The organism is Streptococcus gwangjuensis (genome assembly GCF_028156745.1).
GTDB lineage: Bacteria > Bacillota > Bacilli > Lactobacillales > Streptococcaceae > Streptococcus > Streptococcus gwangjuense_A.
The window spans coordinates 1-21,872 of record NZ_JAODJG010000034.1 but is presented as its reverse complement, the minus strand read 5'-3'; the positions used below and the strand labels follow the sequence as shown (position 1 = coordinate 21,872).

25 protein-coding genes are annotated in these 21,872 nt (G+C 33.6%); all 25 read right to left on the bottom strand.

Annotated elements, in window-relative coordinates; genetic code table 11:
• Positions 1-8 precede the first annotated feature (8 nt).
• The gene (tig, locus tag N5909_RS05450; protein WP_000116486.1) at positions 9-1,292 is read right to left on the bottom strand and encodes a trigger factor; all 1,284 of its coding nucleotides are present in this window, start codon (positions 1,290-1,292) and stop codon (positions 9-11) included.
• 172 nt (positions 1,293-1,464) lie between these two features.
• Positions 1,465-2,604, bottom strand: a complete 1,140-nt coding sequence (locus N5909_RS05445; RefSeq protein ID WP_271630943.1) for a tyrosine-type recombinase/integrase — start codon at positions 2,602-2,604, stop codon at positions 1,465-1,467.
• Between the two features lie 65 nt (positions 2,605-2,669).
• Positions 2,670-2,897: a hypothetical protein gene (locus N5909_RS05440; RefSeq protein WP_004244165.1), complete on the bottom strand. Its 228-nt coding sequence runs from the start codon at positions 2,895-2,897 to the stop codon at positions 2,670-2,672.
• 176 nt (positions 2,898-3,073) lie between these two features.
• Complete coding sequence (locus N5909_RS05435) at positions 3,074-3,286, bottom strand: crAss001_48 related protein (RefSeq protein ID WP_271630942.1); 213 nt, start codon at positions 3,284-3,286, stop codon at positions 3,074-3,076.
• 38 nt (positions 3,287-3,324) lie between these two features.
• Positions 3,325-3,642, bottom strand: coding sequence for a hypothetical protein (locus N5909_RS05430; protein ID WP_271630941.1), 318 nt, complete (start codon positions 3,640-3,642; stop codon positions 3,325-3,327).
• Positions 3,643-3,687: 45 nt separating this feature from the next.
• A complete protein-coding gene (locus N5909_RS05425) occupies positions 3,688-4,515 on the bottom strand; it encodes a hypothetical protein (protein ID WP_271630939.1) in 828 nt (275 codons plus the stop codon).
• Between the two features lie 10 nt (positions 4,516-4,525).
• Positions 4,526-5,356, bottom strand: coding sequence for an LPXTG cell wall anchor domain-containing protein (locus tag N5909_RS05420; protein WP_271630938.1), 831 nt, complete (start codon positions 5,354-5,356; stop codon positions 4,526-4,528).
• Positions 5,357-5,372: 16 nt separating this feature from the next.
• On the bottom strand, positions 5,373-6,473 hold the full coding sequence (locus tag N5909_RS05415) for a phage tail tip lysozyme (protein WP_271630937.1): 1,101 nt from the start codon (positions 6,471-6,473) through the stop codon (positions 5,373-5,375).
• Positions 6,473-8,521 carry a hypothetical protein gene (locus N5909_RS05410; protein WP_271630936.1) on the bottom strand — a complete coding sequence of 683 codons (2,049 nt, stop codon included), beginning with the start codon at positions 8,519-8,521 and terminating at the stop codon, positions 6,473-6,475. Before N5909_RS05410 ends, N5909_RS05415 begins: the two co-directional genes overlap by 1 nt.
• A 10-nt stretch (positions 8,522-8,531) precedes the next feature.
• Positions 8,532-11,036: an ATP-binding protein gene (locus N5909_RS05405; RefSeq protein WP_271630935.1), complete on the bottom strand. Its 2,505-nt coding sequence runs from the start codon at positions 11,034-11,036 to the stop codon at positions 8,532-8,534.
• Complete coding sequence (locus tag N5909_RS05400) at positions 11,020-11,412, bottom strand: TcpE family conjugal transfer membrane protein (protein ID WP_271630934.1); 393 nt, start codon at positions 11,410-11,412, stop codon at positions 11,020-11,022. Before N5909_RS05400 ends, N5909_RS05405 begins: the two co-directional genes overlap by 17 nt.
• A gap of 9 nt (positions 11,413-11,421) precedes the next feature.
• The gene (locus N5909_RS05395; RefSeq protein WP_125429781.1) at positions 11,422-11,640 is read right to left on the bottom strand and encodes a TcpD family membrane protein; all 219 of its coding nucleotides are present in this window, start codon (positions 11,638-11,640) and stop codon (positions 11,422-11,424) included.
• 5 nt (positions 11,641-11,645) lie between these two features.
• Complete coding sequence (locus N5909_RS05390; protein ID WP_271630933.1) at positions 11,646-12,575, bottom strand: conjugal transfer protein; 930 nt, start codon at positions 12,573-12,575, stop codon at positions 11,646-11,648.
• Between the two features lie 16 nt (positions 12,576-12,591).
• Positions 12,592-13,065 (bottom strand): hypothetical protein, encoded by a 474-nt coding sequence (locus N5909_RS05385; protein WP_271630932.1) that lies wholly within the window; start codon positions 13,063-13,065, stop codon positions 12,592-12,594.
• Positions 13,062-13,535 (bottom strand): antirestriction protein ArdA, encoded by a 474-nt coding sequence (locus N5909_RS05380; RefSeq protein ID WP_271630931.1) that lies wholly within the window; start codon positions 13,533-13,535, stop codon positions 13,062-13,064. The genes N5909_RS05385 and N5909_RS05380 overlap by 4 nt, the downstream gene beginning before the upstream one ends.
• Before the next feature lie 17 nt (positions 13,536-13,552).
• Complete coding sequence (locus N5909_RS05375; protein WP_271630930.1) at positions 13,553-13,765, bottom strand: hypothetical protein; 213 nt, start codon at positions 13,763-13,765, stop codon at positions 13,553-13,555.
• 20 nt (positions 13,766-13,785) lie between these two features.
• Positions 13,786-14,154 carry a hypothetical protein gene (locus N5909_RS05370; RefSeq protein WP_271630929.1) on the bottom strand — a complete coding sequence of 123 codons (369 nt, stop codon included), beginning with the start codon at positions 14,152-14,154 and terminating at the stop codon, positions 13,786-13,788.
• 56 nt (positions 14,155-14,210) lie between these two features.
• Positions 14,211-14,483, bottom strand: coding sequence for a hypothetical protein (locus tag N5909_RS05365; RefSeq protein WP_271630927.1), 273 nt, complete (start codon positions 14,481-14,483; stop codon positions 14,211-14,213).
• A 452-nt stretch (positions 14,484-14,935) separates the two neighbouring features.
• Complete coding sequence (locus tag N5909_RS05360) at positions 14,936-15,268, bottom strand: hypothetical protein (RefSeq protein ID WP_049538732.1); 333 nt, start codon at positions 15,266-15,268, stop codon at positions 14,936-14,938.
• Between the two features lie 11 nt (positions 15,269-15,279).
• The gene (locus N5909_RS05355) at positions 15,280-15,534 is read right to left on the bottom strand and encodes a hypothetical protein (RefSeq protein ID WP_271630926.1); all 255 of its coding nucleotides are present in this window, start codon (positions 15,532-15,534) and stop codon (positions 15,280-15,282) included.
• Positions 15,503-16,720: a replication initiation factor domain-containing protein gene (locus tag N5909_RS05350; RefSeq protein WP_271630925.1), complete on the bottom strand. Its 1,218-nt coding sequence runs from the start codon at positions 16,718-16,720 to the stop codon at positions 15,503-15,505. Before N5909_RS05350 ends, N5909_RS05355 begins: the two co-directional genes overlap by 32 nt.
• A 267-nt stretch (positions 16,721-16,987) precedes the next feature.
• A complete protein-coding gene (locus N5909_RS05345; RefSeq protein WP_271630924.1) occupies positions 16,988-18,721 on the bottom strand; it encodes an FtsK/SpoIIIE domain-containing protein in 1,734 nt (577 codons plus the stop codon).
• 19 nt (positions 18,722-18,740) lie between these two features.
• Positions 18,741-19,169, bottom strand: a complete 429-nt coding sequence (locus N5909_RS05340; RefSeq protein ID WP_271630923.1) for a hypothetical protein — start codon at positions 19,167-19,169, stop codon at positions 18,741-18,743.
• Positions 19,170-19,195: 26 nt separating this feature from the next.
• Positions 19,196-19,504: a hypothetical protein gene (locus tag N5909_RS05335; protein ID WP_271630922.1), complete on the bottom strand. Its 309-nt coding sequence runs from the start codon at positions 19,502-19,504 to the stop codon at positions 19,196-19,198.
• A 90-nt stretch (positions 19,505-19,594) separates the two neighbouring features.
• The coding region (locus N5909_RS05330) for an SspB-related isopeptide-forming adhesin (protein ID WP_271630920.1) at positions 19,595-21,872 on the bottom strand (2,278 nt) is incomplete at its 5' end.

Below are 21,872 nucleotides of genomic sequence, written 5' to 3'. Positions count from 1 at the left end.
TATTAAGATTATTTTACTGTTGCTGTGCTTGTAATCAATTCAACAGCTTTTTTGATTGTGATATCGTGTTTCAACATATCAGCTGAAAGCAAGCTTTGTACTTGTGCAACTTCCATGTTGTAATCTGCAGCCAATTGCTCGATTTCTTTTTGGATTTCTTCTTCTGAAGCGTCAAATCCTTCAGCTTTCGCAACTGCTTCGATAACAAGGTTAGTCTTAGTACGTGACTCAGCTTCTGCTTGGTATTGATTGTGAAGGTCTTCTTGAGTAGTTCCAGTGATTTGGAAGTACATGTCAGGGTTGATACCTTGACGTTGCAAGTTTCCAAGGAATTCGTTTACTGAACGGTGAACTTCTTCGTGGATCATTTCTTCTGGAAGTTCTACGATTTCAGCGTTTTCTACAGCTTTATCGATTGCTGCACCTTCAACTGCGTCTTTGTAAGCTTCTTCTTTAGCAGCAGCCAATTCCTTGCGGTATTTTTCTTTCAATTCAGCAAGTGTTTCAACTTCTTCGTCGATGTCTTTTGCAAGCTCATCGTCAAGAGCTGGAACTTCTTTAGCTTTTACTTCGTGGATAGTTGTCACGAATTTAGCTTCTTTACCTGCAAGGTCTTCTGCTTGGTAGTCTTCTGGGAATGTTACGATAACATCAACAGTTTCACCAGCTGAGTGACCTACCAATTGGTCTTCGAAACCTGGGATGAATTGACCTGAACCAAGTCCAAGTGAGAAGTTTTCACCTTTTCCACCGTCAAATTCAACACCGTCAATAGAACCAACAAAATCGATGACAACAGTGTCGCCGTTTTCAGCAGCAGCTTCTTTGATAACCAATTCAGCCAAGTTGTTGCGTTCGCGTTCGATACGCTCTTCAACGTCAGCATCAGTTACTTCTTTTTCTACATCTACTGATACTTCAAGGTTTTTGTAGTCACCCAATTTTACTTCAGGTTTTGTAACGACTTCAGCTGTGATAACCCAGTCTTGACCTTTTTCCATTGAAGTTACGTCAATTTTTGGTTGAGCAACGACTTCAAGACCAGCTTCTTTAACAGCTGCTTCATAAGCGTTTGGCAAAAGAGCGTTCATAACGTCTTGGTAAAGTGACTCTTCACCAAATTTTTTGTCGAAGATAGGACGTGGAAGGTGACCTTTACGGAAACCTGGAACATTAAGAGATTTCTTCACTGAGTTGAAGACACGGTCCAATTCTGGTTTGATTTGGTCTTGAGAGATAGTGAAAGTCAAGACACCACGGTTTGTTTCTTTGTTTTCAAATGATACAGACATTCTGTCATTTCTCCTTAAAATTTTTTAAATACAGTCTATTATAACATTTTCCATTGATAAAAGCTAGACTAACGTAGACAATTATAGACAACAAGCCACTTTTTCTAACTAAAATACTCTCAAAGTATAGACAATCTTAGACTACTTTGGACATCTTTTGGTTACTTTTTGGTTAGTCATTTTCCAAAACTAATTTATCTAATTTTTCAGTTATATTCGACTTCATCTTCTCAGTAACATGAGTATAAACACTTAAAGTCATTTTTTCATTCGTATGACCTACACGATCCATTATCGCCTTTATAGGTACTTCCAATTCTGCAAGTAAACTTATATGCGAATGCCTAAAAACATGAGTAGTCAATACAAAATCATCTTTCTTAATCTCACTTTTCCTAAAACTGTTTTTCAAAAAATTATTGAAACTAGTTATCATTAAGGGAGAACCATTATTTGTAAATATATAATCACCTTCTTCTTCTAAAAGAAGATACTCATTTACAATTTCTATCACTCTATCACTAATACCGATCACTCTATATGAAGCCAAACTTTTCGGACTATCCAAAAATACTTCCGACTTACTTCCATTTGTATGAAGGGTATATTTAACTTCTAATGTTTTGTTTTCAAAATCAATATTATCTTTCGTCAAAGCTAAAACTTCTCCAAATCTTAAACCTGTTAAATACATAAATTCAACAATTAAACGATTTTTATAGTTCTTTTCTTCCTTATCTAAAAAATTCAGATACTGAAACATTTCATTGCTTGTTAAATATTTATTTTGTTTTTTTCTAATTTCTTTCAGGTTCTTTTTTCTTTTTGGTAAAACTACCTTTTCAACAGGATTTTCTATTATATAACCAACTTTCAAACAATACTTAAAAAATGAGTTTAATAATACTTTTTTATTTTGTCTATGATCTGACGAGCAGGACAATTCCAATAGTATATTTTGAACAATTCGACTTGTCACATCTAATAACAAATAATTTTCCAACTTCCGAATTTCCCCAATTATTGTATATTTTTGTGACTTAAACGTACTCTTTTTCAATTCTGTTTCACGAATTTTCAAATATTCTTCATAGGCTTGTTTAACTGTAATATCTCTAACTACTTCCTTCTGCTTTTCTATTTTCTCCCTCTTTTTTTCTATTTTCTCATCCAGCAAGATTCTTGCCTGTTTCTGAGCTTGCCTTGTCTTAGAAGTTAAAGTTATAGAAACTTGTTTCCACTTATTCTCTTCTAAATCAAAATATTTTTCATAATATCTATATTTTCCATTCTCCAATTCTCTAAAAAACATTTTATACTCCTTTTAAAAATGAGTATATCTCTAGTCAATAACTATAGTATATCATTTTTTCCCAATCAAATATATCTAACTCTCTCTCTATGCAGAAGAAATAGATAAAATCCTCTCACATTAATCAATACTTTTTGTCCTGTCCTAAAAGATATATCTTTAAATTCTTTCGTCTTTTGACTTTCGTCTAATCTCCTTTCAATTGTTTTAATACTAATCGAAGGGAAATAATTTGCTTTTAAATCCTTCTTTGATACACAAATATCAGGATAATTATTATATGATTTTTCCATTTTTATTCTCCTATTTCCGAACAAATTTTGAATACCTGGTTGAACCTTTTGACCTAAAATACGAATTTTATATCCTATCCTGGTTTCTTTATGTTCACTTTTTTCTCCATAAAACGACAAAAAACAGCAAGCCATTTCTGACTTGCCATTCTTTCAACATTCCATACGGTTAGGTTTTATAATTTAATTTCTTCAATTTCTGCACGTTGTTCTAGAATTTTTAAATAATTCCACATAGTCGAACGCTGACCTTTTAATAAATCAATAGGACATTTAAGTTTAAACTCTAGCTGTCCTTTTTCATATTTATCAATCATCATATCTAACTTCTGAAATCGTTCTCTCAATTCATAGTATTCTTTTTTAAAGCGTTCTTTCCAATCTTCCATTTTTAGTTCCTTTCTATCTTATCATATTTTCAATTATGTTATAACTGTTCTAACAATTTTTCTATATCAGGAAAATACGTATAAGCTACTCCTCTAGTGAAATCAAAAGAGTATCCTTCCTCAACTGACACAGATACACTAGCATAATTTCTTTTTGGTAATTTTTGGTTGGCATGACAACCCTCATAATGATAAACAACACGAACATACTGATCATAATTTCTAACATCAACTAGCATAGTTTCAATCCCATAACCAGTATCACGACTAGCTGTAAATTCTAAACACTTTTGATTATCTCCTAATCTCTGAGCTAATCTTACAGCATACATTTTCAATAATTCTACTTGATCCATTTTCTACCCCTTAAAAAAAACAAAAAAGGCAGATTTTACTCCGCCTTAAGTATTTACCACTTTTACACGAACACCTTTCACTGTAAAAGCCTTTCTCCGACTTAAATCTAATCGAATTAATTTGAAATAAAGATCTAATTCTTTTCCAAAAGGATATACTCTAAACACTAAATGATACATTTCATCTACATCAGAAAATCTTTTTTTCAAAGGAGCTTCAACACCATTCCATGCTTCTCTACAATAAGCAATACCTGTAAATCTTTCAACATTCAAAAAACTTAACTCTACAATTCCTTGATAAGTCTCTTTTATTGCATGTTTATTAATCATAACCATTCGCTGATTTGCATCACTTTCACCTGCTTCCGTAAAAAGATTGATTTTAGGAGGTAACTCATCTTTTAATTTTCGAATTCCAAGGTAGGCCTTGTTTAAGATATTTTTGAATAGATAACGCTGAAAAAGTTTTGCTTGAAACCACTTCATAAACTGACAAATACCAATGCTAATAAGAGCCATTAAAATCCATAATGAAGATTCATTCTCTTGAAATGGAAAATCCACTACGATTGAAAAAATCAAGACTAACACAATACCTTCAGAAAATGAATAAATGAATCTCTCAACACCAAAACGCAATTTTGAAAAGGAAACAGCTAAGATAAAAATAACCATTAAAAATCCTAAATAATTTGAACTAATTTCAAGTATTGCTGATATTTTCTTAATCAGAATTGCACATGCTATCATTTCAAACACTAAAGATTGCCATTTAAACAACTGACCTAGCAACCAATTCACTCCACAAATTGCAGATAATTTATACCCCAATTTATCAGATTCTCTCAAAATTCTAAACAACTCTTTCATCCTGTCTCCCTTAATTCAATTTACGTCGCCCCAAAACTGTCGCAATCAATCCTACAAATCCCCAAATAGTTGTGAAGATTGTACTAGCTGAACCTGTATTCGGAAGGACTTTTAACTGACCTTCTTTATCTTTCAAAGCGATTGTACCGTCAGACTGCTTCACAGCACCAATTTCATAAGGCTCTTTTTCAGCATAATCACCTTCGCTTGTTTCAACTACTACCTTCCCTTGATTGGTAGATACAACTGTATGACCTGTATTCGTTTCAATAGGCTGTTCTTTGATTTCTTCTTTAGTGACATTCAATGGTTTAGGTTCATCAGATTCTTTCACACCTACATTATCTTCTGCTTTTTGTTTTGCTTCCTTAATTTCAGGAGTATCTTCTACAGTAGGCTTCTTATCTTCTTTTGGCGTTTCTTCTTTCGGTTTTTCTTCCTTCGGCTGTTCTGATGGAGTTTTAGGTTCTACAACAACTCCTGTATTATCCTTTTCTTGCTGTTTCTCAGAATCTTTTCCAAGATTTTCAGAAGGTTTATCTTCTTTTGGTTTTTCCTCCTTCGGCTTTTCAGATGGAGTTGTAGGCTCTACCACAACTCCTGTATTATCTTGTGAAGGCTCTTTTTCTGTTTTATTACCTAAATCAAGATTCTCACCTTCAGTTTGAATAGCAGGGACAACAGCAGGCTGTTCTTCTTTTGGCTGTTCTGCCACAACTAAACCAGCAGTATCTTGTTTAGAAGCTACACTTCCACCCAAAGTTAATTCATCAGCATTTACACCAGCTACAAATCCGCTTAATACAGTTACACAAACTAGTGTTACAATTTTTTTATTCATATTTTTTCCTCTTTTCTTATTTTCCAATTACATAATAAAAATTCTTTGCTTGTTCAGCAGTAAATACACGATAATCAGTAATTCCTGTTTCTTGCATTGGTTTAATTACATTACATTCAGAAATCAAAATTGAACCATCATCTCTCACATCTTCGACAAAGGCTACATGGCCATAAAAGCTATGACTACCTGCTTGCCCCCCTTGAAAGCTAAGAGCAGAATGTTTTGTAGGAGTATTCGTTACTTCATATCCTGACTTATGCGCCCAGTCTCGACCATTCCCCATGTATGGATCAAAATGTATTCCAAATTCTTTTGCTCGATTGAATACATACCAAGTACATTGACCATAAGGATAAGACTGAGTAATATAGCCTTCTTTTGTAATTTCCTTATCAATCGAATATCCACTAGGTAAATCAGTTGAAACTTGACCAAATGGCACATCAATACTACCAGCTATTGCGTTCCCACCTGAAGAACCATCAGATTCAATCGTACCTTTAAAGACTTCATACCACTTCTTACTATCCTTTTCCAGCTTCCCTAATTTTGTCTGACCGTCTGAAAGTGAGACACCTTCATAATGTTCAGACCAATATTTTGCACTTTCAAAAGGATCAGTTGCCTTTTGCATATAGTCTTTGACTTTTTTATAGCCATGATTCAACTCATAAGACATCAATTCCAATTCCACCGTACTATCTAAAGTACGAGAACTAGCATTTCTCCATCTATCACCATTGATAGTATTATCCCAACCTGACCATTGAAAGTAACCTGCAACCCCACCTGATGGATTCGTTAGTTTAGGATCAAAGTCACTTTCTCTTTCAGCATTGGCAAGAGAACCACTAGCACCCTCTAAAGTAAATTTCTCCTTAGAGAGTTGCCAGTTTAAAATCTTAATGACATCTTCTGCTCTTTCAACAGAAATATTTGCCTTTTGAGCCACCTCTTGCGCTGTTAATCGAGTTCTCTTTCCAGTCGTACTACCTGATGAGCCACCAGCAGAAACAACTCCGATAACGCTTAGAAGAATTAAGAGAATCACTAAAAACGTAGGTATAAGACTTGCGAAAAAGAATCCAAAGCGTTTCGCTGTTTTGTTACCCATTAAATTTCAACCTTTTTCCTTTTTTTAGCTTTCAATATTTTGGTTTTCTTACTTAAAATTGCTTTAGAAGTTATTTCTTCATTTTTAGGATTTTTTACAACGTTTTTTCTTCTTTCCACAGACTTTGGATTGACCGTTTTTGGAGTCTGCATTTTCTGTTTCACTGAGCCTTCCTGATTCTCTTTAAATGGCTTCTGACCTTTCTTCAACCGTTCTTCCTTCAACCGTTGAATTGACTCTCGAGAAGCCTTTTTCTGACCAGCATATTTTTTAGCTTCTTTATCTCTTAATTTCTTCTTTCCTTTCAACAAATTTCTATCAGCACTTCCCTCTTTAAAAGCATTGGCTCTCACTCCATAGAGTTTAGCTAAAGCCTTATTCCCTTTTTCTTTCAAGGCATTGACTGAACTATTTTTATGTTCCTTAATCGAATTCATTCGATTCTTAATCACATCACCTTTTTCAGCAACCTTTTCTACCAATGGACTTTGTTTTCGTAAAGTTTTAAGATTTTCACTCAACTTATCTTTACCCATCTTCAATCCACCTTTAGCAAACTGTCCTCCAACTTTGAGTCCGTTTCCACCTACTTTCAAACCAGTCTTACCTGTTTTTGACAATCTTTCTTTCAGTTTTTGAACAGACTGAGAATTGCTTATTTCTCGACCAATCTTACCAACAGGACTATTGGTTACTCTTGAAAATGCTGATAAAAGCGAATGTCTATACTTCCACATTAGAAACAATAATACACCTTTTAAAAAGACTGTAACTAGTAAATCACCACCTACAGCAGTAGAGATGAATTCAGTTAAAGTATTGTAAAAGAATGAAAATATACTAGTCGCTAAAAGCATAATTGATGATAAAGCAAGCATTGATATTCCTTTTTTATTGAATCCAATCAATAAATGCTCCATCTTAGGAAACAGACTTAGAAGAAGGATAAATGGTAACAATAGGATTAAAAAGATAAAAACGATTAAAAAGAAGAATCGTGACAACCCTAGCAATAAATAAATCGTTCCCATCACAATAATATCGACATCAGAAGCAAAGGCATACATAAATTTTAAGCCCCACTCATTTTTCAACATCTTGTTTTCAGGATCTTTATCTTTTGCAAGATCCTTGACTTTTTTATCGCCAACTAAATGATCTCCATCACCTTGCTTATAAGCAGCTAAATCTTCAAATTCTTTTTCAGAAAGAAGAAATGAACCATCTTCTTTTACAGGAGAGTTCATATACTTATATCCCTTCAACAAAGTTTCAGAAAAATATGTTTCTACTCCATTTTTACTTTCACCAGTTAAAGTTTTTGTAATTTCCCCATTCAAGGTAATTGTTGTTGTTCTAAAACTATCATAGACATGAGTTATCAAATACTTATTTTGACCATTGACATTAAGTTGAATGAAATAAACTCCAATACAAGTATAAATCAATAACATTTTTATCAATGTTTTGAAGAAACTACCTTTTCCAGTCGCAAACAAATACAGTAAATAAACTGCCATACTTGCACCAACCAAATAAATAATTTCTCTACTAAACAAAGAAGAAAATACTTTACTAGAATTATTTACAGTTTCATTCAACAATCCACTAACATCACTCATTCCTTCAACAGCAATATAAACTTGTGCAACTACATAAAAAACAAGTTTCCCAAGCCAAAAAACAGACTGAACTAGAGAATTAAAGAAATAATTGACATTGGAATCAAATCCAAAAAACTTTTTATCAAAGTAAACTTTACTTGTTAAATCAGACATCTTAGACTTATAATTTTCATAAGTCAGTTTGCTATTTTCTGCTTCCTTTTTCTTTTGATTCTCTTTTTCCTCAGCTTCTTTCTTTACCGTATCTAATATTTTTTTAGCATTCTCAGAAGAATCAACCAATTTAGGCTTATTCGTGTTCCTATCAAATTCAATAATATCAAAATTATTTTTTGGAAGAATATCTTTAACAGAATCAGCTTTTACAAAAGCAGGAAGAAGAAAGAAAGAACAAATAAACACTAGTAAAATATTTTTTCTCATATTCCTCCCCCTATACAGCAACTAATTCTGTTTCTACTGTTTCAAATAATTTCATTAAAATAGGATAAAGTGTACCATCTACTGTAATACGCTCTTTTCTTCCAAACGTATCATAATAGATACATTGACCCATTGTTTGATTTTCAAGCCAAGAACGTGAAGAATCGTTATCTTCTACACGCAAATGTTTCAAAATAGCTTCTGTTTCTGAATTTTCAGGAAAAGCAAATACTGTACCAAATCCAGTTCCATCTTCACTTGTTTTCAAATCTCTTACTGATTGAGTTACCAACACTAAGAAATTATTGAATGATCGTCCAGTACGCTTAATTCGATTCACTACCTGCCTTCCAGCAGGAGTTGACATAATCTGCCATGCTTCGTCAAGGAATAACATTGTTTCCTTGTCCTTTTCACGTTCACCAAAAATCGCACAGAAATAGGTTAAAGAATACATGACAGTCAAACTTCTTAATTGACTTTCAGTCATTTCATCTTTATCTGTACCTTTTGGCATATCCAAACCAGTAATTTCAACGATTGTAATTTTATTATCAACCTTCAGAACATTTTGGCTTCCATCAGAAAAACAAAGTGACAATAAAGAATTTTTTGAAATTCTTTTTAAGAAATATCCAGCAGTCTCAACATCTTCCTTTGAATTTTTCTCTAATTCATCAAAGACTTGTAACATACCGACTTTCTCACCAGCTTTCCTTCGTTCAATCACTTTGTCAATCGAATCTAACAAATGTGGTTGAACCTTGATATAGGTATCTTTATCCAATACAGAACCTACAAGCACAGTTGCTAACTCTGTCAGTTCAGCTTCATCTTGTAAGAATGAGAATGGATCAAGAACACCTCTATTATTCTTATCTTTCATATTCAAAGTCACAAAATTGATTGACTTGATATATTCTTGAAGTTCATAAAATTCATCATTTTTTTCCAATTCAGATAACACAGTTAAATATTGTTTTTTCATTTCTGCTTTTGGATCAATATACAATACTTTTGTTTTCAATAAAGAATGATAGGTAAATAATAACTTAGTTAAGAATGACTTACCATTTCCAGTTGAACCAGTTATAGCTGTATGAGGATTGCTTGTTTCCTTACCCTTCACTCCAACTTTATTCGCTTGTAATAAATTTGAAAACACAATATTTGTACTTGAATCAAGAGCCTTTTGAAAATCTCCATACCATGAAGAAATCTCATTATCAACACGACCAATAGGAAAACCAATTTCTGTTCCAACCTTCTTAGTCGTAAACATTAGATTCTCACAAAGTCCACGTAGACTTCCATATTGAAGAAATGATTCCTTTTTATTATCAAGAATTTCTGTCAATCTACTCTTATAGAATAGATATACTCGATCTGCAACAGCCTTGACAACTTCTACTTCCAATTCTTTCAACCGTGCAAACAGAATATCAAATTTAAGATTCAATTCTTCCAAACTGTCTGCTGTAATGGTTAAGGTATGAAGATAGGTAATCATCAATTCTTTATTGTCATGTTTCTCCTGAAAATCTTCTAACAACTGATGGCTTTCCAAAACTTCAATCTTTTGAACATCATCATTTTCTGCTGTTTCATTTACCGTATTCCCAAGATTCTTACGTTTGTTTCTTGCCCTGGATAAAAGTGAGAAAAAACCTTTTTGCGTTGAAAAACGGATTTTATACATACTATCAACAGGAAATTCAAGATTTTGGAGTTCTTCTTGTAGATGAAGATAAGATACATTTTTTGGATATGAAACAACAGGAATTGTCGCTACATAACTTGTTTCCTGACCATTGGTCAATTTCAAAGCATTCCCATCAACAACTTCAATAATTGTTTCATCTACATTCTCAATCGAATTTTCAAGTGCAATCAACTCACTTTCTTTATCATAGGTTTGACCACCAAGAAAATGAAGTCGATTCAATAATTCTAAATCAGCTTTTGAAACTTCTTTCACGTTCAAAGCATGGATTTTAGTTTGAATCACATCTTTCTGGTTTTGCCAAGCCTTCCACCAGTCAACTTTTGGTAATTCTTCAAAACCAACCATTTTCATCACATTTTTACGATAAGTTTCTATCGTCTGTTCAACAGTTAGTTTAAAGTCCGAGGTTACATTAACTGATTTCAAAGGAACTACAAGATAATGCTTATACTCAAAGAGGTAGCTTACTTCTTCTTCCAATCGTGACTTCATTGTAGATACAATATAATTTCCTAAAGGACTTGTCCCTTGACCTTGCTCAATATCTTGTGATAACAAAGCAATTTTCTTAGCCAATTCTAAATCAATATGTAAGCTATGAATACTTAGATCATTGTACTCTGCCAAACTAGCTAAACAATTATAAACAATATCCTTACTAGTCTCCTTTTTCGTTTCTTCAATCGTATTGACAACTTGTGATTCAATTTCAAATACGGATAAAACCGTTCCATCTTTTAACAGAATCAAACCATCAGCAACCGACCAAATATTATTTGATAATTCCACCTTTGATACTTCTCACTTTCTCATATTTTTTTCCTTTACAAATATATATTTTCTTTCGCTGACTATCGTATTCCTTCCAAAAAATCAAATACTCATAAATAAATCTAAATAATGTCTTTCCATCTAACTTATAATCAGCTAACAGATTCCCAAGTTGCCAACCAGCAAATGCAGCAGCCATAAAGCGCCAACCCCAATCAAGGTAAGGAATAAAGCCTAGTAAAAACCAGGCTAACACTAAAATTACTAGGCAATAGACAATCGCAGACATTTTAATTGCAAATGGTAAACTAAATTCTTCATTTAATTTATGCACCCAAACAGGCTGTCTAAATGCTGTTGTATAGACATACAGCTTCTTGTCTTTTCTTTCCATTCTTCATTCCTACTTAACTACTTCAATCAATTTTGACCAAATAGGTTTAGTTGCATTTAATACTGTTTCAGGATTTTCTAAAAAGAAAAGAATAAATCCAGCTACCAAAACAATGATAACTAGTTTTCCTAACTGTTGCTCCTTCCATGCTTTCAATGCTTTCATTCCTGCAAAAAATGCTACTGCTGGAACACCAAACTTAGAAACTAAAAAACTAAATAACGCCATCTATCTTATTCTCCTTTTTCTTCTTTCTTGTTGTAGTCTAATGGAATTGTATGTTCCATCTTTTCTACAAAATAACTATCTTTATCTTCTCTTAACTCAAAGCTAAAATTCTCGCTATGAGTTGAACCAGCTACTTCTAAAGTAATCTGAGCATAAGCCAAGATTTTCCCATCTTTTTCTTTAAAGTAGGTATAATCTAAACTCTTAAATGTTGCACCACCAATAGACTTAATATCTTTAGAAATTAAATCTAAATTCGCTTGACTAGTTGTGTAATTTTTAAAGAATAATTCTAAGAACGAAACTAATTTCTTTCTTTTACCTTCCCCAATTTCATCATTATCCAGTAAAGCCAAATGAGTTTCTTTTCCCACACCATCAGCCTTAAAATCACTTACAGGAGAAAACCAAGGTAAACCAGCTACATAGTATTTACCGTCTTTTTCTCCGTATGGAATCGAGAATTCTATACCTACACGCTGATTCTTGTCATCTTTTTTTGTATCATAAACAATACGATATACAGCTATACCATCTTTAGCAAGTAACATACGAGCGCTAACTACCGACATTTCCTGCTTCGATTGACCTTGATTCTTAACCTCTGGAATACTTCCATAGTATTCATTCAACTTCGCTACATCATCTTCACTAGAACCATTTTGTGAATTATAGGTAAAATATCTACTCACAAATCCATCTAAGAACTGTTCCAACTTACGATCTGTTTCTTTTTTAGACTCAACAACTGGTGAATTTGTCAATCTATCCAACATTTTTGAACTTGTCCTTAAAGAAACAAACATTGTTAAACCACAGAAAAGAATAAAAACAGACAAGCCTGCTAAAAAAATACTATTCGATTTTTTTTGACTTATCTGTTTCATTTTTACTTGCTTTTCTTTTCTTGGCTTCTTTAAATATAAATTTCTCATTTTTTCCTTTCTATGTTTACAAATTAACTTTCTTGTAGAAGCCAATAGGGGTATTTAAGATTTCTCCCTGCTCTACGAATCCTTGAAAAGCTATTAACCAACTTCCAGTCTCACAGATATAATTTACAACAGATTGATAGTCTAATCCTTTTGTTACTTCAAAGAAAGTTTGCGCTTCATCTTTAGAACAAAATCTATAATATGTAGTCACAATTTTAGTTACAGGCACATAACGCTGCAATTGAAATTTGACAATGTATTCATCACCATCATATAATTCCAACACTGCTTTCTTCAGCAAGTAAACCTCGTCTAACGACATGATTTTATCCACTTCCCAATCAGAAATTCCACAAATAAAAAAGTTGTCTTTATCAATTCCTCTTTCATTTATTCTTTCAAGAACCTGTTCTTGACTGTACTTCATAATATCTAGTTCACAGAGAAATTCAAAATTTCCTTCCCTTAAAACCCTTATATTTGCTATCATCTTGATACAAAGTAACCTTTATCTACAAAGCTACCACCTTCTTCCAAACGAACATCACGACCAAACTTTTCATAGTCAATATACAGAAGCAGTTTTTCCTTAGAAAGTTCTACACCAACTTCCTCTACAAGATATTCACCTAATTCTCTATCAGTAGCAACATCAGAATATAAACTACAATCATCAAATTCTACACTTGCTAAATATTTTGGATCAGAACTTTCTGATTCAATAAATGATAGAACCAAATCTTCATCAACATCTTCCACGTTTTCAGCAAGTTCATTCGCTAATTCTAAAGTTAAGCCTTCACAATTCAAAGCAGTTAATTCTTCAATAGATTGAATAGTAAAAACAACATCTTCTCTATCATATCCAAACTCAGAAGCAATGTATTCCACATCAGCAGGTAAAGAAAATTGTTTCACTTTCTTTGACCGTGTATCCATAATTAAAGCTATTAAGTCCATATTTTCTCCTTTCTTAACTAGCCTTCTACTTGTCTATTCAACTGTTCCAAATCAGCAACAGTAAAGACACCATATCCAATAAATGAATCGCCCTCATAATCAACAATTTCAATCTGTTCATCATAAGAACCACTCAAACCAATCACAGACAACTTTCCAAAATATAAAGGCAAGCCAAACCAAGCCTGCCTTCCATTTTTTGGATTCTTAATCAATACTTTTGAAGCCATATTCACTATCAACTATTTTTTTATTGCAGAAAGTACCAGCTATTACCTTCATGCCCTAGAAATACATAGGAATCTCCTAAACGACTAGCAATTTCTTCTTCATGTTCTTCTACATAAGCAGACAAACGATCTTCATTGACTAACTGCTCATATTCTCCATGATTCAAAATACCTGCAAAATCAATCAATGCTTCCTGCGTATCAACTTCTGTAAACGAATTGACATACACATTATCAGGGTTGTTACCATCAAACTGTCCAAACTCTACACCGTCAAAGTGTTCATCTAAGCGTTCAATAATCTTTGCAGGTTCATCCAGCAACTTTTTTCCAAAATTGTAATACTGACATACATCAGAAAACTTATCATAGACGACTTTAATACTCATTCTTTCTCCTTCCAAATAAAAAAGGAAGCCATATTTGACTTCCTTCATTCATTTACTTAAATTGAAGCTGAACGCTCAAAACTAGAACCAATCGCAAAGGCACGAGTTGTTACCTTGTTAAGTTGCTTGTTCATATCATAGTAACTATTCAAATCACGCTTGATACACTCAATAACTTGATACGGTAGTTGCAATTCTTCATCATTTTTGAGAAGCGAACTCAATTCACCAGCATTCTTCCACGCTAAATCAAATTCTTTCGATTTTAGTTTTTTCGCGAGTTCATTCGACAATTCAATAATTTGTTTATCTTTTCCACTTAAATCCATTTTTTTATACCTCATTTTCTATTTTTTAGCTTTTACTTTTTTCCAGCAATCATGCAGGAGAACGCTTCTTAATTTTCACTCCATAAAAACCTTCCTTTTCATTCAAAAAATACACCACCTGCCAACATCAGAATAAACACAAAAATAGAAATTTTAATGTTTCCTGTCACTACATACGTTAACACCGACACGATCAATCCAACAAAAGTATTTAAAATCAAAAAATGTATAATTTTAAAAATCATCTTTATCATACTTATCATATAGCGACCTATCCAATTCTTTAAAATTCATCACAACTCCTGCAACTAGCGTAATACTAAAAAAAATAAAAGCGATTTTAGAGTTGCCACTAATCAAATTTACAACAAGAAATACAACCATAGGCAATATATAATTCAAACACATAAAGCGCAGGACTTCTCTTAACCACTTCAAAATTCTAACCATCTTCAAACCCATCTTTCTAAATGATATTTCTTAACCAGCAACAAATACACACTTTGTCTTTCTTTCTGATCACGTTTCATCAATCCAAACAGCAACAACTTTCGCTTAATATCTACTTCATTGGCTAAAAACTCCTCATACTCTTTAGTAAGTCTTTTTACCTCTTGCCAATCTTTACGACTTTTAGTCTTTCTATAGGTTTGACATTGAATATCTATATAATCTTGATAATTTCTAGCTTTATCACTTGTCACAACCCCTTCATAGAAATAACGAGCAGGAATTAAAAAAACTAACTTTCTCAATTTTTCATCAGTAATTTTTTTCTTACTCATATACTGACCTCTCAATCTGCCTTTTTCTTAATATCAAGAATCGCATTCACTTCATCAGGCATTCTTGACCAGTCAATGACATAATCTCTAAAATAAGGCAAAAACATTCGCTCAGATTCTATAGGTATAACTGTTAGATTTTCATTCCCCTCAAAGGTAGGTAAATAATGACTAACAGACTTTAACCCACTATCAGTTGAACATACCAAGTTACTGTTATTTACTACTACAGAATCAGTACCTACTTTCTTGTAAATTTTTCTCATAAGCTACCCTCGCTTGCTCCAATTTTTTCCAGTTTTTATCACTTATTTCTCCATCAAAGAGAATCTTCTTTAGTTTGTTATCCCCAGTAATACTCTCCCACTTTTTTATCAATGCAGTCACACCTGAAACATTTTCATTCAACCATCTATACTGTTTGTCAAAGAAACCAGTTTCTACAGGTGAGGTTGAAAAACCAATTCTATCAACTTCACCTAAAAGTGAATACCACTCACGATTCAAAACTTTGTCGCCATTCATTCTTTCAAAGACTTTTATCTTGCTGTTTATCACCCAAACAGCAAGTCTGGCCATATCAATTTTTTCATTCAAGGATTTTCTTACAAAGTCCAAAGCGACATCATCACACATTCTTACTTCATAACGATTTTTGAATTTCAATGACGAATGAATCAAATCTATATCAAGACCAAGTTTCTTTGCCTGCTCAATATCTTTCTGATAAAAACAGAAATGATAAGCAGACTGACGAGAACCAAAGTAAATCGTTTTTGCTTTTCCATATTGACCGTTATCTTCAATCTGTTTCATTGTCAATCGACTTTCAACCAAACCACTATCCCAAAGATCAACTAGCTTACCAAGTTCAAAATTTCCATTTTCGTTATACTTTTCATCTAGCGCTATATCAAGCCGAGGAATATTCATAAATTTCCCCTCACCTTGTGAAATGGCACGTTCATACTCAAAACAACGAATAAAGAAATCTCTCCAACTTGACTTCTGCTCATTTTCAAAATACCACTCATACTGTCTGCATGCTTGACCTTTTAACTCAATCATACAGCCCATATCTTCCCTTTTCTTTGAAATAAAAACATTGATATTTTGAAAAGTATATTTTGTATCATATCCTGAACCACCTTTTTCTTCTTCAAGAAACGGTTTATTTTGCAGACATAATACCTTTGCTATCACATCAATATAATCTTGCGTTTTAAATGTAACCTTCACATAGTCAACCTTTCCTTCCAAAGAAAATCCACTATCACGCACACCTTCTTTAAAAGCTATCAACGCATTCACTTTCAAATCATAAGACTCAGGAATCTCACCAGCTTCTTTCCATCTATATAATGTTGCTCTATCTATTTCTAAATAGCTAGACATTTCTTGATCTGAAAAAGCGTACATCTTTTGCACCTTGTTTAGATTCTCAAATTCCATATTTCTCCTTACTTTTCAATAGTGTTGCATTTTTTAAGCCCAAAAAGTCAGTATTATCAAGGCTTTATGCTTCTACGCACATCTTCTACCCCCCTATTAGTCATAGGGGGTTAATTCGCACAATCCAGCCTGCTAGTACACGCTAGTACACGCAGTCGCTCGTCGCACTCGCTTCCTCGCTCCTGCTACTAGCTACTAGCAAGCTGGATTGTACCAACTAGCACAGTAACCAAAAAAGAGGGGAGAATCCCCTCACAACTAACCAAATCAGTATTCATCAAAAGGGAAATCTTCCAAAATCTCACTCCAATTTTGAGTTGTATTCTGTTTCAATTCAAATAAATCCTTTATGATATTTCTTTGAACCTCATTCAAATACACTACATTATCTTCCTTTTCAAATTCTAAAATACCATCTAACTTATCTACCAAATTCTTCATTGAACCAGCAGACACACCAATTTCTTTAGAAAACGCAAACGTTCTTACTAAATCATTTCCACTTTCTTTTTGTTTACTAGACATCAACTCCTGAACCAATTCAGGACTAGCCTTTTTAACAGAACCTTTTTCAAGTTCTTCTTTAGCTTCCATTTCTGCTTGAAGATTTTCTTTTTCTTCTTCTGACAATTCAGCTTTCGGATTTTCTAAAGGATTGAAAAGATTTTCTCGTCGCTCAATCTTCTCATATTCATCAGTAAAGGAGAATCCCTTTTCTAACAAAGGAGAATAAAATTCTCTTGCGACTTCTCCATATACGCTAGCATACCCACGACCATAAACACGTTTACCAGCAAGATATTTCACATACTTAAATTCCTTATTCCTATTAACTTCTCCAAAGGCTAAATCATATCCAACCTCGTCCAATCGACCAACAGAAATTCGGAAATTAATATTCGCTTGCAGTTTTGAGCCTAAATCTTCTCTTGAAGGCTTCTGCATAGCGATAACCGCAAAGCAGCCAGCCTGCCTTCCAAGTAGTAAAAATTGGCCCATAGCATTGTCTAAACGTTGTCTTGTCTGAAAATCAAGCATAGCGCACAAGGCATTATATTCATCACAAACTAAAAAATAAGGTTCAAGTCCATATTCAAAAAACTTCTTCAAATCCTTGTCGCCATTTTCTTCACGCATTTTACGCATATAAGCATAGCGAGCGAACATAATTTGAACTGCTCTTTCAATCATAGAAACAATATCTTCAACCTCATAAGAAATACGACCTTCAAAGGCTTTCTGCTCCGACATAGTAACAAAGTCTGCTTGTTTAGGATCGCATATATCCACTACTCCAACTTTAGCCATAGCACGAATCAGAGTTCTTAAAAGAACTGTCTTACCACCACCAGTACCACCACAAACCAGCAAATGAGGATCATCAATAGGATTCCAATAAAGATTCTTCATTAATTGAATACCTTTACTAGAATATTCAACATCACTAATCTTAATACGATTCTGAAACGCTGAATAAGCCATCTTATAAGTTTTAAATTTAATATCGTCCTGAACTTCCATAAAGTCCATAAAAAAGGTTGTTTCTAAATCTGAACCAATCTTCTTAAACTTATCTTGAAACTTATTCCCAGCCATTTTAAAAGCAATTTCCAAATCATACCGATTCTGTTTCATATAAACTGCTGGAAAAACTACTTTATCTCTTGTTCCTGAATCCGTCTTAATCTTTTTCGTATAAGAATATCCATTTTCTTTCAAAAAGAAAGCAAGTTTAGCAAGTCTTTCTAACTTTTGAAAAAAGAAAAAACGTTCTTGTGAAAACCAAGTCAAATAAAGACTAATCAAACTAAACACTATCACCATCAAACTGACAATCACTATCGAAGGAACATCAGCATTTTTTAGTTTCTCTAAATTTTGATAAATATAAAATCCTAATATCGGACTAAACAACAAAAAGAAAAAAGAAAAGATAAAGTATCTTAAATTTTCCATGTAAGGCTTAATCTTAATTCCACGATACGCTGGAAATAAACTCATATCTTTTCTCCTTTAGAAATTATCCCTTATGTTCCTGTTTTTGCTCAGATTTTTGATCCTGCTTCTGTTCTTGTTTAGGTTGACCTCCACCTACACGCTTAACATTTTCAGCACGCAAGGCAAAAGCATGACCTTTAACCTCAGAAACATTGTTGTTTCCACGTGAAATTGTATATGAATCTTCATAAATCCAAATTGTGACATCACCAACAAGTTCAACTTCAGACATCATAGGAATATCTTCTACAGAAATACCTTCTTCCAATTTAACTGGAATAATTTCTTGCATTTTATCCGAAAAAACTTCTGCATGCGTTGGATAATCAACAGGTGAACCATCTACCATTTTAAAATTTTCAATAAAACTGATAAATTGCAATTTACCAAGCAATTCTTTTGCATCAACAGGAATTTCTGCATTATTAAATTTACGAATACTAAAAGCCATTATTTTTTTCTCCTATTTCCTATAATTTATTTCTCAAAACGCAATTCAGTCGCTTCAAATTGAATCTCTTCTTTTGTGCCAACCAAACGTGTCACCATATTAAGCCCTGAAACTGACTTAACAAATGTAAGACCTCTTGTTTTAGGAACATCAGAATTTGCCAAACCATATACACGAATAGTTACCGTACTTTGTTTATCCCCTGAAATCTCAAATTCTCGGAAAGGTACAAAATCATCATACGAACCATTGACTACTTCACGAAACTTTGGACTCACAACAACTTTAGATCCAATCACATTCAATCCCACAGGGAGTTTTTTAATTTTTGCCATTTTTTTCAATTTCCTTTTCTATTTACATTTTTTCTTTAAAAAAATAAAGGACGATAAGTCCTGTTTTATTATCGCCCTAACAACAATATCTTAATCTTTTTTACGCTTAATCCCAACTAAACCTAACATAGACAAGATACCAGTTCCTACAAATCCAAGCATACTAGAAGCAGTACCAGTGTTCGGTAAAGATGGTTTCTTAGGTTCTTGTGGTTTTGGTTGCTCAAGAGTATGAGTTACAACTTTAGCTTCCATTTCTTGACCGTTGACAATGTTCAAAAATTTATTTTCAACATCACCACTTGCAATACGTTCGACTTCAATATAAAAATCAGCGTCAAACGTACCTTTCACTCCTAAAGAGTTCAAGAAGTCTTTGTCAATAGAATATGCCCACTTACCAGCTTTTTCATTCCATGTTACTTTAACAATTTTCTTGATAAAGTCAGAGTTTGTACTTTGGTCAAACTCTAACTGGAAGGCATACGCAGAGCCTTTAGCAATCTTGTCTCCTGCCTTAACCACTTTACCGTCAGACAAGACTACATCATAAGGAAGAACCAAGTCTTTTTCAGCTACATATTCAGTACCACGAATAATTCCTGACCAATTTCCTGTGTATCTGTCATGCTTCAAGTCAAGCATATCAATACCGTCATATTGATAAAGAGTATCGTGCTTAGAAGGCACAGTCACACCGTTCAAGAGGTAACGTAAGTACTCGCCAATTTGAATTTCTTGACCGTCACGCACCTTAGAGTTATCTTTGTAATCCAAAGCGTGTTTTTCAGGTTTCAAGTCAGGAACTTGCACAGTTACCAAGTTAGAGACAAAGGCATTTCCAAAGTCAATTTGATGGAAATCATTTTTCACAATTTTGCCTTTTTCTACAAGCAAACGTGCAGGAAGCTCAATCGTGATATTCTTAACTGGTTTCACATAGTTTTTATAGAATGAAGCAGAATCTTTCGCTACCCAAAGGTAAAATTCGCCTTTAGGATTCAAACCAGCTTCTTTCAAAATGCTTTGAATTTCTTTTGTGCGTTGTTTTTCAGAAAGAACATGGTACATATTAAAGAGCGCTTTAACATCTTTACCAGTAGAATCCTTCATAGTGATTTTGCTGTCATCTACCTTGTAAGCACCATCTTGAACATCATCTGCCATAGCCCATGTCTTACCATAAGTTTTAGAATCAGCAGTAAACGTTGAATAAGGCTTATAATCAGTAGTCAAACGGAATTTTACATTCTTATCGAATGTATTAGCCCCATCAATATTATGTCCGAATGTATCAACAATAGCCTTTTTAGGTTTTGGAGTTAATGGTTTCACACGCAAGCGTGAATAGTTCACTTTGACAGTAGGAACTAAAGGCATTTCAGGAATTTTTTTCTTCTCTGGTGGAGTTGGAGCAGGTGGAGTTGGAAGTGTTGGACGAGGTACAAACTCTTTTGGTTTTTCCAATTTAGGTTTAGGAATTTCTTTGGTATCCTTTTGTTTCAATTCAGGTTTACGTGGAGGATCCAAAGGGATAGTAATTGGCACAGTTGAACTTGCTTTACCAAACAATCCAACAGCCCAACCATCTTGATAGAAAATATCCTTATCGGCAAGGTTTTTGCCACCATTTTGTCTGATTACTTCTGCTCGTTTTGACTCAATTTCTTCCTCACTTGCCACACCTGCACCGATATGATAAGCAAAATTAAAGCTAGAACCATATCCAACAGAAAGAAGTGAACCAAGTGGAATATCTGACTCGTCTCCAACGTTTTCGTAATATTTACCACTAGCAGACTTATGTTCGCCCTTAAAATATTCTTTGCCACCACGAGTAATTTTCTTAACATCTGAACCGTTAGGGTTAAGGACAATGCCTTCTGAACCGTCTTGGTAAGTGAAGCGTAACTCCTGTCCCCAGTCAATGTCGTTGAAAGTTGAAGCAATCGCTGTCACAGCAGGTTTATTTGTCTTTTCATAGAATAAATCAACTTTAGTATCAAATTGAATCAAGTTCCCATATACAAAGTTAATAGAGCCACTTCCATTATCTTTACGAACATAAATTCTAGTATCACTTAACGGTTTTCCATCTTTTACAAAATAAGCTTCAGCACTATTAAAAGTAAACTTAGCAGAGATTTTCTTACCATCTTTACTTTCAGCAACATTGTGAAGCGTGAATGAATCGCCTGCCTTTGGATTTACAATTTCAGCAAAATATTCAGGATTTTTCCCAAGCAATCCTGCACGACTACCACTAATAGTAGTGTCAGAGTGCAAACCAATATAATCTTTTACAGCAGTTAGACCGTCAATACCTTCAAATGAAGCTGTTAGGTTGCTGTAATACCCAACGCTACCA